A 14,759-nucleotide genomic window follows, 5' to 3' on the forward strand; every position below is an offset into this window, starting at 1 on the left:
GAAATTTCACAAAACAGCTGCTAATAATACTCAAAAGTATGTAAGGTTAAATTAGACCTCTGGATTTGTAAGACTAAATTAGACAGTTTTATAAATAGGGGTCTAATTTACTTTTACAATTAAACTATAAGGCTTTTTTTAGTGATTTATTCATAAGACCCTTGTCAAAAATCTATAGAAAACTTATAATAGATTAGTAAGTTAAATTACAGAGAGGAGTTTTTTTATGAACTTTAAAAATCTCAAAACGCAAGACCCTGAAATCTATGGGGTTATTGAAAAAGAAAAAAAACGACAAGAAGGAAATATTGAACTAATTGCTTCGGAAAATTTTGTAACAGACGCTGTAATGGAAACCATGGGAAGCTACCTTACAAACAAGTATGCGGAGGGGTATCCTGGAAAACGGTATTACGGAGGTTGTGAAGAAGTGGATGTGGCGGAAAATCTTGCCATTGATCGTTTAAAAAAACTTTTTAACGCAGATCATGCCAATGTACAACCTCATTCTGGAGCCAATGCCAATATTGGTGTCTATTTTGCAGTATTAAAACCCGGAGATACGGTTTTAGGCATGAATCTATCCCATGGAGGACACTTAACCCATGGAAGTCCGGTGAATTTTTCCGGTTCCTATTACAACTTTGTGGATTATGGTGTTGATTCAGTAAATCACGAAATTGATTATGAAGATGTTCGTCAAAAAGCATTGGATGCTAAGCCAAAGCTAATTGTTGCAGGCGCCAGTGCGTATCCTAGAAAGATTGACTTTAAAAAGTTTAGAGAAATTGCAGATGAGGTAGGAGCTTATCTAATGGTAGATATGGCTCATATCGCCGGGCTCATAGCCGCCGGGCTTCATATGAACCCCTGTGAATATGCAGATTTTGTTACCACAACTACCCACAAGACATTAAGAGGTCCTCGGGGGGGAGCTATTCTTTGCAAAGCAGAGCATAAAAAGTTAATTGACAAAGCTATTTTTCCCGGACTGCAAGGTGGTCCATTGATGCATGTAATTGCTGCAAAAGCCGTAGCTTTTAAAGAAGCTTTAAGTGACGAGTTCAATCAATACCAACAGCAGGTTATTAAAAATGCCAAGGCCCTAGGAGAAGAATTGAAAAAACGAAATTTCACATTGATCTCTGACGGTACGGATACTCATCTTCTGCTAGTGGATTTAAGAAATAAAAATATTACAGGAAAAAAAGCGGAACACTTGTTAGATGAAGTGAAAATCACTGTCAATAAAAACACCGTTCCCTTTGATCCCGAGAGTCCTTTTGTAACCAGCGGAATAAGAATTGGAACACCGGCGGTAACCACTAGGGGGATGAAGGAAGAAGATATGGCAGTTATTGCGGAAATCATGGATCTTATTATAATGAATCCCGACGAAAAAGAAGAAGCAATAAAAATGGTTGATGAACTTTGCAATAAATATGATTTATACAATAGTTAAGGGCAGTAAAGAAAGTAAGTAAATATTGAAAATTCATAACTAAACCAAGGTAATCCAAAAAGGTAGAGACTGAAAAGCTCTACCTTTTTTATCCTAAAGGGGAGAATATAATGGTTTCCAAAAGCGAACTGAATGTGATTTTAGAAAAAATCCTTTATTCCATAGAAGAAGGGGTCCATGTCATCGACAATCATGGGAAAACCTTATTATATAATGATGAAATGGGAACGTTAGAAGAAATGAATAGTAAAGATGTGATTGGCAGTAATCTTTTAACCCTATTCCCCAGCTTGAATGAAGAGAGCAGTACACTCCTGAGAGTCCTGAAAACTGAAAAGCCTATAATTAATAAAAGTCAGACGTATTTAAATCATGAAGGAAAGCAAATAACCACCATCAATTCCACTTTTCCCCTTTACTATAATAATGAAAAGATAGGGGCTTTGGAAGTTGCTAAAAACATTACAAAAATAAAAAAACTTTCGGATCAGATTCAACAATTACAGGATCAATTGATTGAACCCATGAACAATAAAGAAAAAAAAAGAAATAAATATAATTTTGATCATCTAATCGGGAAAAGCGGAGGATTTTTCAGAGCTATTAGTATTGCCAGAAAAGCCACTAAAACTTCTTCAAGTGTTTTAATCTATGGAGAAACCGGAACTGGTAAAGAAATATTTGCTCAAAGTATTCATAATGAAAGTGTAAGAAAAAACAAACCCTTTATAGGGCAAAACTGTGCAGCATTACCGGAAAATCTATTAGAAGGCATCCTCTTTGGTACCAAAAAAGGAAGTTTTACCGGAGCTGTAGACCGACCCGGGATTTTTGAGCAAGCCAACGGAGGAACCATTTTATTAGATGAAATAGACTCTATGGATCAAAATCTACAAGCTAAATTGCTAAGAGTCCTCCAAGAAAATTATATACGGCGAATAGGTGGCACAAAGGATATTTCTATCGATGTCCGGATTATTGCAACAACGAATCAAGAACCTAATTTTCTGTTGGAAAACAACCTTATTCGAAAGGATCTTTATTATCGATTGAGTGTATTGAACATTGTTATTCCCCCTCTGCGAAAGCGTGAGTATGATCTTGATTTGCTGAGTGAGTATTTTATCGATAAATATAATCAAAAATTCAATAACGAAGTATGGATGCTTTCCGATGGAGTGAAGGATATCTTTAAGAATTATCATTGGCCTGGAAACGTCCGAGAATTAGAGAATATAATAGAAGGTGCTATGAATCTCATTCATCAAGAACATGTAATTAAAGAAGAACATCTTTCCAGCTACCTCATTGACTATTATAATAGTACTCAGCAAAAAGCGGCGGAAGTGATGAGTGAGGAGGGCCAAAGTACCGATTATGAGGCTCAGGCTCAGGAAATGGATTTAAACAGAGCCATGGAAAGCTTTGAAAAACAATTAATTGCAAAAGCCTTGAGGACTAATGGGCAAAATATTAGCCGAGCTGCAAAGATGTTGAATATTAAAAGACAAACCTTACAGTATAAAATAAAAAAATATACACTGGATGGATAGGTGCAAAATTACTGGCGCATATGCAAAATAAATTGCACCTATCTCTGTAGCAACCTTGATAGCGGAATTCATCGAATTATTTGTGAATAAAGTTGCAAGGTGATTATACTTATACAGGGTAAATATAGAAGTAAAGTCATTAAGAACAAAATAACTATTGAATAGTATTGTAATTCGAATAAAACTATTGCTCTAATATCAATATCTAATTTCCTGAATTTAAACATTATTCAGTTTTGGCATAATTATTGCGAGTATAAGGGTGAGTTGTTTATTATAAATGTAATAGAAAGTTAAAAAATTCTAAGGAGGTTTTGTTATGACGGAAAACATTAAAGTTATCATTTGGGGATTTGGCGCCATGGGCAGTGGAATGGCAGACATGCTTTTGAAAAAGCAAGGTGTGGAGATTGTCGGAGTTTGTGATCGAAATGAAGCACGTATTGGAAAAGATATGTACGAAGTTTTAGAAATGGATCGAGGGGATCGTGAACCTGTAATCATTACCAGCGATATTAATGATCTTGCAAAGGAAAACTTTGCGGACGTTGCTTTACTTGCAACGGATTCTTTCACGAAAGGCGCCTTTGACAAAATAAAACTTATGTTAGAAAACAAAATGAATGTAATTTCTACAGCTGAAGAAATGGCTTACCCTCAAGCTCAAGAGCCGGAGCTTGCGAAAGAATTGGATAAAATTGCGAAAGAAAACAGTGTAACGGTTCTCGGTACAGGAATTAATCCCGGCTTTGTATTGGACTACTTAGTATTAGCCTTGACGGGGACCTGTGAGACGGTAGATCATATCAGTGCCTCTAGAGTTAACGATTTATCACCCTTTGGTCATGCGGTTATGGAAGAACAAGGGGTTGGGCTTAGCAAAGAGGATTTTGAAGAGGGAGTCAAAAACGGTAAAGTCGCCGGTCATGTAGGCTTTCCGGAATCCATTCATATGGTTGCCGATGGGATTGGCTGGAATGTGGAAAAAATAGATGAAACCCGGGAGCCCATCATGAGTAACACCGATCGAAAAACCAAATATACCGAAGTAAAGGCCGGAAACGTGGCCGGTTGCAAACAATGTGGTTACGGTTACATTGACGGTAACCTTAAAATTGACATGGAACATCCCCAACAAATTTTACCGGAAACCGAAGGAATTGATACAGGAGATTATATCAACATAAAAGGAACTCCGAACATTAACATGTCCATCAAACCGGAAATTCCTGGCGGAATCGGAACCATTGCCATGTGCATCAATATGATCCCCCATGTGTTAAATGCAGGAGCAGGACTGAAAACAATGATAGACCTTCCGGTTCCAAGAGCGATAATGGGTGATATGAGAGATATGCTGGATTAATTAGGAGGTGTTGAGGTTGGAAACCATAAAAAAAGGTAACTGGGTTCGGATTTATGATGTAGTACTGAAGTCCTCAGAACGATCCCCGAATCTGCCGGAGGATACAAAAAATGTTCCTTTGGAAATGTGGAATAAAGGTTTTCTACTGGAGGACGGTATCGTCGGAGAACAGGTAAAGATTCAAACCTTAACGGATCGAATTGTGGAAGGGAAACTTCTTGAAGAAAATCCTACCTATACCCATAGTTTTGGGAAGTTTGTACCGGAGATTCTCCCCATCGGCCGACAATTAAAAGAAATTCTTCGAGGGGGTGCAGAGGATGCATAAAGATACAAGCTACGAAGCGGTAATGAATCGCCGAGGAGAAATTATGAAAAAGTCCGTAGGCATTGACTACACTAATTTTGAGCTATGGGGCGTGGCTTTTGATTATGAACAGATGATGCGAAAGACCGGATATTCCTTGGAAGAGGTGCAAAAAATTCAGCACTCCACAGGAGTGGGGAACACCCCTTTACTGGAATTAAAAAACTTAACGGCTTTGGCTCGAAAGTTTGCACCGAAAGGGAAAGGGGCACGAATTTTTATTAAAGATGAAGCCGCCAATCCTTCAGGAAGTTATAAAGCCCGTCGAGCCTCCACCTCGGTGTACCATGCAAAGAAAAAGGGTTATAAAGGAGTTATTGCTGCCACTAGTGGAAATTATGGGGCAGCTGTAGCTTCACAAGCCGCAATCCACGGTTTGGAAACAATTGTAATTCAGGAATGCTATGATTCAAGAGGCATAGGTCAACCGGAAATTGTGGAAAAAGCTCGGAAATGCGAAGCCTATGGGGCAGAAGTGGTACAACTTACCGTGGGTCCGGAACTCTTTTATACATTTTTGACTACCTTGGAAGAAACCGGATATTTCAACGCTTCTCTGTATACTCCGTTTGGTATTGCTGGTGTTGAAACCCTCGGGTATGAAATTGCTATGGATTTTCGAGAACGGGAAGGGAAAGATCCTGATGCTGTTATCTGTACAAATGCCGGGGGTGGAAACCTAACCGGTACGGCTCGTGGATTAATGAAAGCCGGAGCGGAAGATACCCGGATTATTGGCGCCAGCGTAGACCTATCCGGCCTGCATATGGCCAGTGATAAAGAATTTAATCGTAAATCCTTTACTACGGGTCATACAGGATTTGGTATGCCCTATGCCACTTGGCCGGATCGTACAGATGTACCCAGGTCTGCTGCAAGGCCTCTTAGATACATGGATGAATACTACCTTGTTAGTCAGGGAGAAGTATTTTATATGACGGAAGCCCTTGCCCAGATTGAAGGACTGGAAAGAGGCCCTGCGGGCAATACTTCCTTGGCGGTTGCTTTTAGTCTTGCTCAGGAAATGGATCAAGATCAAACCATCGTAGTTCAGGAAACCGAATATACCGGTGCCGGAAAACACCTTCAACCCCAATTATCTTTCGCCCGTGAGAACGGCATTGAAATTTTCCGAGGGAACCCTCAAGAAGAGATCCCCGGCAAAAACATCATTCTGCCTTCTCACCCGGAGTTAATAAAAGTTCGACCGGTGGATTTGAAAAAAATGAAAGCTTCCTATGTAAAAAATACAGTAAAAAAGAATGATGTGAAGAAATTATCAACAGATGAAAAAGCTTTTATACAGGAAGAAGTAAGACTCGAAGCATCCAAGCTCGAAGAAATCCTAAAGGGACTTGGAGTAGAGGCGTAATGAAAAATTTTTGGAGGTGCTATAATTGAAAAGAGAAGATAACTTTCAAGACCGAAGAGAGCATTTGAAAAATCTCAGTGATGAAGAGTTGAAAACTAAATTTTGGGAACTGGCGGAACAAATTGTGGATCCGATGATCGACTTGGCGAAAAAGAATACCACACCTTCTATTGAACGTTCAGTACTTCTTCGTATGGGCTTTTCCAGTATTGAAGCGAAAGCAATCGTAGAAGGCGTCATCGATCGAGGATTAATAGGTAAAGGTGCTGGCCATGTGGTTTACAAGCTAGCGAAAGAAAAAAACATGACGATTCGGAATGCGGGTTTAAAGCTTATGGACGGCGAACTGTGGGATGATGCAGTAAAAATGTTTCAAGGAGGGAAGCAATAATGGAATTAAAGCCGAATGAAAAACTAAATGTGGAAAATATTCTAAAAAATCTTGAAAACTATCGGCCTAAACGAAAGGGTTGGGAATGGAGAAAACGAATCGAAAACCAGCAGGTAGGACCTTTTGTTTTCAATGACTGCTCTGCTCCGATGAAACAAAGCGTGCCTCTTCCTTCTGCAAAGTATTTTGGAAACATTGATCCTCAACCGGATAATGTTATTACTACGGAAGTTGCTTCCGGGCGATTTGAAGATGATATTCGAAGAATGCGTATGGCGGCGTGGCATGGAGCGGATCATATTATGGTCATTCGAACCGCAGGGCAAAGTCATTTTGATGGTTTGATTGAAGGAACTCCTCAGGGAATCGGCGGCATTCCTATTACTCGAAAGCAGGTGCGTGCTCAACGGAAAGCTCTAGATATTATTGAAGAAGAAGTAGGAAGACCATTGAATTATCACTCTTATATCAGTGGTGTTGCAGGACCGGAAATTGCAGTAATGTTTACAGAGGAAGGGGTTAATGGTGCTCATCAGGACCCTCAGTACAATGTGCTATATAGAAATGTCAACATGATACGTTCCTTTGTGGATGCAGCGGAAGCAAAGAAATCCATGATTCATGGAGGTATTGTACAAATTGACGGTGCTCACAATGCCAATGCTACCGCAAGGGAGGCTTGGAAGGTAATGCCCGAGCTGATGGTGCAACATGCCATTAATTCCATTTTTTCAGTAAAAGTGGGAATGAAAAAGGAAGATATTGCACTGTCTACTGTACCGCCTACTGCGCCACCGGCGCCTTCCATGAAGTTGGATTTACCCTATGCTTTAGCCCTTAGGGAATTTTTCTCGGAATATAAGATGCGTGCTCAGATGAACACGAAATACATTGAGTCCTCTACCCGAGAAGCAACCGTAACCCATGTATTGAATTTATTGATTTCCAAGTTAACCAGAGCAGAAATTCAATCAACCATCACTCCGGATGAAGGCCGAAATGTACCATGGCATAAATACAATATTGAAGCGGTGGATACTGCAAAACAAGCCCTTGTGGGTATGGACGGGTTAATGGAGATGATTGATTTAAAAGAAGATGGTTATCTTGTTGAAAAATCAAGGGAATTAAAGGAACGGGCCGTACTCTTTATGGAAGAAGTTTTAGAGGAGGGCGGTTACTTCGAAGCCGTGCATAAAGGTTTCTTTGTGGACTCCGGAGAATACCCTGAGCGAAACGGTGACGGAATTGCCCGGGATGTTGAAAAAGGTGTAGGCGCAGGGACGATTTACGAACGGGATGAAGATTATTTTGCCCCGGTAACAGCACATTTTGGAAACAACAATGTAGAACAATACGACCCTTCCGCTAAAGAAAAACCGGCAGAGCTTATTGATGGTTGTACTTTTGAAAAACCAGAAAAAATTATTTATATTGATGAGTTAGATCCAAACGATAATGTGCACAATCGAATGGAAGACAATAAATCCTACCGGGAAACCACAAATGTGAGACCGGAAGTAGAGTGGTCAGGTGACGGTACGGTCATGGTAAACCTCTTCTTACCAACGGAAAAACGGGTAGCGGAGTTTGCTGCAATAGAAATTGGAAAGAAAATGGGACTGCGAGACGTGGAAGTGATTCACCGGGAAGTAATGCAACCGGCGGAAGGAACCCGGGTGGAGCTGAAAGGAAAAGTAGACTTTGATATTGATACTAGCACATTGGAAATCCCCCCTGAGCCGGAAGTGATGTCTTATGATGAACTGCGAGAGATCATTGATAATAAACCGATGAAAGTCGTAGCAGGAACCGTTGGGGAAGATGAGCACTCGGTAGGCCTTAGAGAAATTATTGACATTAAACATGGCGGTATTGAGAAATATGGTATTGAGGTGAACTATCTTGGTACTTCGGTGCCTATTGAGAAACTAGTGGATGCTGCGGTGGAGATGAATGCCGATGCAATTTTGGCTTCGACGATTATCAGCCATGATGAGACTCATTACAAAAACATGAAAAAAATACATGATCTGGCTGTAGAAAAAGGAATACGAGACCAACTTACGATTGTTGCTGGAGGAACTCAAGTTACACCGGAGATTGCAGTAAAACAAGGGGTGGATGCAGGATTTGGTCGAGGTACCACCGGTACCCAAGTAGCCACTTTCCTAGTAAAGCATCGTGAAGAACGATTGGAAAGAGAAAATGAAAATTAATGTTTTAGTTGCTGAAATCGGAAGCACTACAACGGTGGTTAATGCGTTTCAAGACGTAGACAGTCCCTGTCCTGCCTTTTTAGGGCAGGGGCAACACCCCACCACCGTTAACGAAGGCGACGTTACCATTGGTTTAGAGGGAGCCATCGACTCCTTGAAAAATAAGCTTAAGGTCGAAAGTATCGAATACGATGAAATGTTGGCCACCTCCAGCGCTGCAGGAGGACTTAAAATGACCGTTCATGGATTGGTTTATGATATGACTGTACGTGCAGCTAAAGAAGCAGCCTTAGGTGCCGGTGCAAATATTCATATAATTACTGCTGGTAAACTGATGCGGGGAGACTTAAAAAAGATTAAAGACATTAAACCCAACATCATTTTAATTGCCGGTGGTGTGGACTATGGGGAGCGAGCCACTGCTATTGAAAACGCAGAAAAAATTGCGAATCTAGAACTAAATGTTCCGATTATCTATGCTGGTAATGTGGAAAACACAGACGAGATCCAAGAAATCTTTAATGAAAAAAATCAATTCAATATTTTTTGCGTGGAAAATGTTTATCCAAAAATTGATGAACTTAATGTAGAACCTACAAGGGCAGTTATTCAAGATGTGTTTGAAGAGCATATCATTCATGCACCGGGGATGCAACGGGTAAAAGAAATGATCAACGGCCCCATAATTCCTACCCCCGGAGCAGTAATGCAGGCTTCAAAGCTCTTAAAAGAAGTATTGGGAGACCTGGTTACCTTTGATGTGGGGGGTGCAACCACTGATCTTCATTCTGTGACGGAAGGAAGTGAAGAAATTAATCGGATTTTAATCAGTCCGGAGCCTGTAGCTAAACGAACAGTAGAGGGTGACCTTGGCGTATTTGTAAACATGGAAAACATCGTTCGACTTATTGGATCCGAAACCCTAAAAAAAGAAATTTCTTATGATCTTGCATCAATTATGGAGCAACACAAAGCGATTCCGGAGTCAGAAAATGAAAAAGATTTTGTAGAGAGATTAGCCTTAGAAGCGGTAAAGGTTTCTCTTAATCGTCACGCCGGTAAGCTTCGGAATTTATATGGTGCCAGCGGAAAAACCACCGTAGCGGAAGGAAAAGACCTGTCGAATATTCAATACGTTATTGGAACCGGAGGAGCCCTTACGCGACTCCCAAATCGTATCGGTATCATTAAAAAAGCTTTGGAGGAGCAAGAGGCCAATCTTTTAGGACCCACGAAAGAAGTACAGATTCTAATTGATAACTACTATATTATGGCATCCCTTGGGGTGTTATCGAAAAGTCATCCGAAGGCTGCTTTAAAACTGCTACAAGAGAGTTTAGGACTTAAGGAGGTTTCCAATGAATCCAAGAATTGAAATCAACTACCGAAAATTGGTGCATAACACCGAGGTTTTACAGGAGAAAGCAAAAGAACATGGAATTGAGCTAGCCGCAGTTACCAAGTGCTTTTGTGGAATTCCTGAAATCGCTCAGGGTTATGTGGACGGTGGGGTGAAATACCTGGCGGATTCCCGTATTTCAAATATAAAGAAACTCCAAGAACTGCCGAATCCCAAAATCCTACTTCGACTGCCCATGCTTACGGAAGTTCATGAAACCGTCGCCTTTGCCGATATAAGTTTAAACTCTGAGATTGAAACCATACGGGCCTTAAATCGTGAAGCAAAAATCCTAGGGGTCAATCACAGGGTTATCCTAATGGCGGACTTAGGAGATCTTAGAGAAGGCGTTTTTGAAGAAGAGGAATTAATTCTCGTAGCAAAAGAAGTAGAGGCACTTTCCAATATCATACTTCATGGCATCGGAGTGAATTTAACCTGCTATGGCGGAGTAATCCCTAGTGTAAAGAATTTATCGAAATTAGAATATTTGGGAAATGCTATTGAGAAAGAAATCGGGAGAAGCTTGGAAATATACAGTGGAGGAAATTCCAGCAGTATTTATCTTCTGGATGAAAAAAGCATACCGGAGCGGATCAATCATCTTCGCTTAGGAGAAGCAATCGTTCTTGGAACGGAAAGTGCCTATGGGAAAAATATCGAGAACACCCATCAGGATATTTTTCAATTAGTAGGGGAAGTTATTGAGCTTAAAGAAAAACCTTCGATGCCCATAGGAGAAATTGGTATGGATGCTTTTGGCAACACCCCATCTTTTGAGGATGAAGGAATTCGTAAAAGAGCGATTCTGGCCGTTGGCCGCCAAGACTTTGGAAGTTATGACATTTTTCCTGTGAAAGAGGGTATGAAAATACTCGGAGCCAGTAGCGATCATTTAATTTTGGATGTAACCGATGCTAAAGGGGACGTTGCAGTCGGTGATGAAATCCGATTCAATCTCCGGTACGGAGCATTGCTATCCTTAATGACCAGTGAATACATCACGAAGAAAATAATATATTAAATAACAATTTGCATTCTAAATGCTCCTTTTTTAGCAGACAGCAGAATAATAAAGCTGTTTGCTACAAAGAGGAGCGTTTTTCTTATTGGATTTAGATCTTTAATTGGATAAACTTTGATTAATTTAAGGCTTTAACTTATAATGAAAGTTGAGGAATAGTGTAATTTCAGTTTGGTATTATAATTGTACAGCATGAAACGTGAAAGGATGAGAGCAATGAAAGTAATCGATTTGAGAAGTGATACGGTAACCACTCCAACGGAAGACATGTACAAAGGAATGCAAGGTGCTCCCATAGGAGACGATGTTTACGGAGATGACCCAACGGTTAATAAATTAGAAGCTCTAGCTGCTAAAACCTTAGATAAAGAGGATGCCATATTTGTACCAACGGGTACCATGGGGAACTTAATAGCCATCATGGCTCATACTCAACCCGGAGAGGAAATTATTTTAGAAAGAAACAGTCACATTTTCCTCTATGAGGCCGCGGGTGCTTCCAGACTGGCAGGGGTGCAATCGATGACCATTGAAGGAAATGATGGAATCATGGACCCTAAAGAAGTAGAAGACAGTATTCGGGACGAAAACATTCACTTCCCCACCACAGGACTGATCTGTGTGGAAAACACCCATAACATGGCTGGAGGCATGGTGCAACCCATGGAAAATCTTCAACAATTAAAATCCGTTGCAAGTCGCCATCATCTTCCGATGCATTTAGATGGAGCTAGAGTGTTTAATGCAGCAGTGGCCTTAAACTGCGAGGCAAAAGAAATCGCTGCATATTTTGATTCGATTATGTTCTGTCTATCCAAGGGACTGGGTTCTCCCATGGGAAGTATGCTGGTGGGAGGACATGATTTTATATATCATGCTCGAAAACTACGGAAAATGCTTGGAGGAGGAATGCGCCAAGTCGGAGTCATGGCTTCTTGCGGAATTCTGTCAATCCAGGAAATGCCTGAGCAACTAAAGGTTGATCATGAAAATGCTCAAATACTTTCAAAGGGACTCAATAAGCTCTCCGGTTTTTCCGTGAATCTCGAAAAAGTCCATACCAATATTATCAATGCATCCATTAAGGATAAGAATATTTCTTCGGATTGCTTCGTAGAAAAAATGAAGAAAAAAGGAATCCTGGCCAATCCAAGAGGGAAGGACTTGATCCGCCTGGTAACCCATAAAGATGTAACCCAAGAGGATATACATTATGCTTTGACGGTTATGGAATCTTTAGAATAATTTTCTTAAAGCTTACGGAGGCGATGATATGTTGAAGCACAGAAAAAAGAAAGAGCGAAATCATACAATAGCCCTAAGTGAAAGAAGGGGAGAAGGTTTAACGGATTTACACATTCACACCAATGCATCCGATGGAACCTGGGATACTGCAACACTAATTAAAAAACTAAGGGAAAATAATATCATACATTTTTCAATTACGGACCACGATACATTTATAAACAGTAAAAAAATGTTGAACGAGGATTTAATCGGTCTGAACTTTGTTATAGGTGTAGAAGTTTCATCAATGATCAATCAAGAAGAATATCATATTCTGGCATATGACTTTGATTATGATCATAAAGAATTCAATGACCTTCTGATATTTAATCAAAAAGCAAGAAAGGAATATGATCGAAAAATTATTGAACATCTAAAAAACAAGAGTATAATAAAAGATGTTACAGACTATAACGCTTACAGTTATAATCCATCAAGGGGCGGCTGGGACTCCCTGAATTATTTAATAGACAAGGGCGTAATAAATCATAAAGCAGAATTTTTTTCTCTTATAGAAAATTTGGATTTAAAACCTGAGTTTAAAGACCCCGGGGAAGTAATCGAAGTAATAAAAAAGGCAGGGGGAACCCCCATATTAGCGCACCCTACAAATTATCTTCCCATAGAAAGTGTTGAAAATGGAGTGTTGGATCGCTGGTTTGATTGGGGTATTCATGGGATCGAGTGTTATTCCCCTTATCTTAGCCAACAATCCGATGCGGATATATTTATAGATTATTGTAAAGAACATGATTTACTAATTACTTCAGGATCAGATTGCCATGGAGAATTTTTAAATAGGCCCTTAGGATATCCTAATATCAAATTGGACAATCTGATAGTTCCTTTTTTAGATCAAAAGCTGATTCTCTACTAATATGTTATCTGATTATCTTCATTCTCCTTTCAGAGCAACTTGAGTTCATTCTGTTCGTGGAATTATTATGAAGATAAAAAAGAAAAAAACGAATTAAAGGAATGATATTATGGATTTATTTGATATGGCCCAAGAAAAAAACCTGAAATCCCTGGCTCCCTTAGCGGATCGGATTCGCCCTCGGGACCTAGAAGAAGTTGTGGGACAGGATCATTTGTTGAAACCGGGAAAATTTCTTTATCGGTGTATTACAGCGAAGAGGATTCCCTCAATGATCTTTTATGGTCCTTCGGGCACAGGAAAAACCACCTTGGCGAAAGTAATTGCCAATGAAGTCGAAATGAATTTTTATCAACTGAATGCAGTCACCTCCGGTGTAAAGGATATTCGAGAAGTGGTGGATGCGGCTAAGAAAGCCATGACCTATGAAAACAAACCAAATTTGCTATTCATTGATGAGATTCACCGTTTTTCAAAGAATCAGCAGGACGCCTTACTTCCCTACGTTGAAGAAGGGGTTTTAACTTTAATTGGTGCCACTACGGAAAACCCTTACTTTGAAGTGAATAAAGCCCTTTTATCTAGAAGTTCGGTATTAAAATTGGAGTCCTTGACCCATGATGACATTAAACTACTATTGGAAAGAACCTTAAAGGATAAAAGAAATGGCCTTGGAAGGTACAAGATAAAGCTTACAAATGAGGGGATGGAGCACTTAATCGGGTCCTCTATGGGGGATGGGCGAAGAGCATTAAATGCATTGGAGATCGCTGTACTTAGTACGAAGCCCGGTAGCGATGGGACTATTGAAATAACATTGCCCATTGTGGAAGAATCTACCCAGCAAAATGTGATTCAATACGATAAAGGTGGGGATCAACACTATGACGTGATCTCTGCTTTTATTAAAAGTATTCGGGGAAGTGATCCCGATGCGGCACTCCACTATTTGGCTAAGATGCTCACCGCCGGAGAGGCTATTGAATTTATTGGTAGACGACTGATTATTTCAGCTTCTGAAGATATCGGAAATGCGGATCCCAAAGCTCTGGGAATGGCAGTGGATACTTATAAAGCTGTGACAATCACAGGTATGCCAGAAGCGAAGCTGATTCTTTCCCAATGCGTTACCTACCTTGCAACCGCACCAAAGAGTAATGCCTCTTACACGGCTGTAAACCAAGCCTTTGAAGATGTAAAGAAGATTCATTCAGAAGTACCCAAACATCTCCGGGACAGTCATTATGAATCTGCTGTTTCCCTTGGTCACGGTGTAGAGTATAAGTACCCCCATAGTTATGAAAATAATTATGTAGCTCAAGAATATTTACCGAAGGAACTAAGAAAAAAATCTTATTATCATCCTACCCGCAATGGGTACGAAGCTAAAATTCACGAATATTTATCCCATATTCGTAAATCTTCCCGGGGAGAGGAATAAG

The 14,759-nt window shown here is 40.1% G+C and carries 12 protein-coding genes; all 12 read left to right on the forward strand.

Annotated elements, in window-relative coordinates; translation table 11 throughout:
- Window positions 1-226 precede the first annotated feature (226 nt).
- The 12 genes from glyA to ISALK_RS09550 all read left to right on the forward strand — a co-directional run bounded on the left by glyA (window position 227) and on the right by ISALK_RS09550 (window position 14,758).
- Window positions 227-1,462, forward strand: coding sequence for a serine hydroxymethyltransferase (glyA, locus tag ISALK_RS09495; RefSeq protein ID WP_160721638.1), 1,236 nt, complete (start codon window positions 227-229; stop codon window positions 1,460-1,462).
- A gap of 110 nt (window positions 1,463-1,572) precedes the next feature.
- The gene (locus tag ISALK_RS09500; RefSeq protein WP_160721640.1) at window positions 1,573-3,015 is read left to right on the forward strand and encodes a sigma-54 interaction domain-containing protein; all 1,443 of its coding nucleotides are present in this window, start codon (window positions 1,573-1,575) and stop codon (window positions 3,013-3,015) included.
- Between the two features lie 319 nt (window positions 3,016-3,334).
- Complete coding sequence (gene ord, locus ISALK_RS09505) at window positions 3,335-4,381, forward strand: 2,4-diaminopentanoate dehydrogenase (protein ID WP_160721642.1); 1,047 nt, start codon at window positions 3,335-3,337, stop codon at window positions 4,379-4,381.
- 16 nt (window positions 4,382-4,397) lie between these two features.
- Entirely contained in the window at window positions 4,398-4,709 is a 312-nt protein-coding gene (ortA, locus tag ISALK_RS09510; protein ID WP_201756888.1) for a 2-amino-4-oxopentanoate thiolase subunit OrtA, read from the forward strand.
- Window positions 4,702-6,120 carry a 2-amino-4-oxopentanoate thiolase subunit OrtB gene (gene ortB / locus ISALK_RS09515; RefSeq protein WP_160721644.1) on the forward strand — a complete coding sequence of 473 codons (1,419 nt, stop codon included), beginning with the start codon at window positions 4,702-4,704 and terminating at the stop codon, window positions 6,118-6,120. Before ortA ends, ortB begins: the two co-directional genes overlap by 8 nt.
- Before the next feature lie 25 nt (window positions 6,121-6,145).
- Complete coding sequence (locus ISALK_RS09520) at window positions 6,146-6,511, forward strand: ornithine aminomutase subunit alpha (protein WP_160721646.1); 366 nt, start codon at window positions 6,146-6,148, stop codon at window positions 6,509-6,511.
- Window positions 6,511-8,730, forward strand: coding sequence for a D-ornithine 4,5-aminomutase subunit OraE (gene oraE / locus ISALK_RS09525; RefSeq protein WP_160721648.1), 2,220 nt, complete (start codon window positions 6,511-6,513; stop codon window positions 8,728-8,730). The genes ISALK_RS09520 and oraE overlap by 1 nt, the downstream gene beginning before the upstream one ends.
- A complete protein-coding gene (locus ISALK_RS09530; protein ID WP_160721650.1) occupies window positions 8,720-10,105 on the forward strand; it encodes a GlmL-related ornithine degradation protein in 1,386 nt (461 codons plus the stop codon). The genes oraE and ISALK_RS09530 overlap by 11 nt, the downstream gene beginning before the upstream one ends.
- Window positions 10,089-11,153 (forward strand): ornithine racemase Orr, encoded by a 1,065-nt coding sequence (orr, locus tag ISALK_RS09535; RefSeq protein ID WP_160721652.1) that lies wholly within the window; start codon window positions 10,089-10,091, stop codon window positions 11,151-11,153. Before ISALK_RS09530 ends, orr begins: the two co-directional genes overlap by 17 nt.
- A 216-nt stretch (window positions 11,154-11,369) precedes the next feature.
- On the forward strand, window positions 11,370-12,398 hold the full coding sequence (ltaE, locus tag ISALK_RS09540; RefSeq protein ID WP_160721654.1) for a low-specificity L-threonine aldolase: 1,029 nt from the start codon (window positions 11,370-11,372) through the stop codon (window positions 12,396-12,398).
- Between the two features lie 28 nt (window positions 12,399-12,426).
- The gene (locus ISALK_RS09545) at window positions 12,427-13,317 is read left to right on the forward strand and encodes a PHP domain-containing protein (protein WP_160721656.1); all 891 of its coding nucleotides are present in this window, start codon (window positions 12,427-12,429) and stop codon (window positions 13,315-13,317) included.
- Between the two features lie 109 nt (window positions 13,318-13,426).
- Entirely contained in the window at window positions 13,427-14,758 is a 1,332-nt protein-coding gene (locus ISALK_RS09550; protein WP_160721658.1) for a replication-associated recombination protein A, read from the forward strand.
- Window position 14,759 lies beyond the last annotated feature (1 nt).

The organism is Isachenkonia alkalipeptolytica (genome assembly GCF_009910325.1).
GTDB lineage: Bacteria > Bacillota > Clostridia > Peptostreptococcales > T1SED10-28 > Isachenkonia > Isachenkonia alkalipeptolytica.

What these genes read in the sequence shown, in the direction of transcription:
- glyA (WP_160721638.1), top strand. Translation starts at nt 227, where the DNA reads ATGAACTTTAAAAATCTCAAAACGCAAGACCCTGAAATCTATGGGGTT.
- ISALK_RS09500 (WP_160721640.1), top strand. Translation starts at nt 1,573, where the DNA reads ATGGTTTCCAAAAGCGAACTGAATGTGATTTTAGAAAAAATCCTTTAT.
- ord (WP_160721642.1), top strand. Translation starts at nt 3,335, where the DNA reads ATGACGGAAAACATTAAAGTTATCATTTGGGGATTTGGCGCCATGGGC.
- ortB (WP_160721644.1), top strand. Translation starts at nt 4,702, where the DNA reads ATGCATAAAGATACAAGCTACGAAGCGGTAATGAATCGCCGAGGAGAA.
- oraE (WP_160721648.1), top strand. Translation starts at nt 6,511, where the DNA reads ATGGAATTAAAGCCGAATGAAAAACTAAATGTGGAAAATATTCTAAAA.
- ISALK_RS09530 (WP_160721650.1), top strand. Translation starts at nt 8,720, where the DNA reads ATGAAAATTAATGTTTTAGTTGCTGAAATCGGAAGCACTACAACGGTG.
- orr (WP_160721652.1), top strand. Translation starts at nt 10,089, where the DNA reads ATGAATCCAAGAATTGAAATCAACTACCGAAAATTGGTGCATAACACC.
- ltaE (WP_160721654.1), top strand. Translation starts at nt 11,370, where the DNA reads ATGAAAGTAATCGATTTGAGAAGTGATACGGTAACCACTCCAACGGAA.
- ISALK_RS09545 (WP_160721656.1), top strand. Translation starts at nt 12,427, where the DNA reads ATGTTGAAGCACAGAAAAAAGAAAGAGCGAAATCATACAATAGCCCTA.
- ISALK_RS09550 (WP_160721658.1), top strand. Translation starts at nt 13,427, where the DNA reads ATGGATTTATTTGATATGGCCCAAGAAAAAAACCTGAAATCCCTGGCT.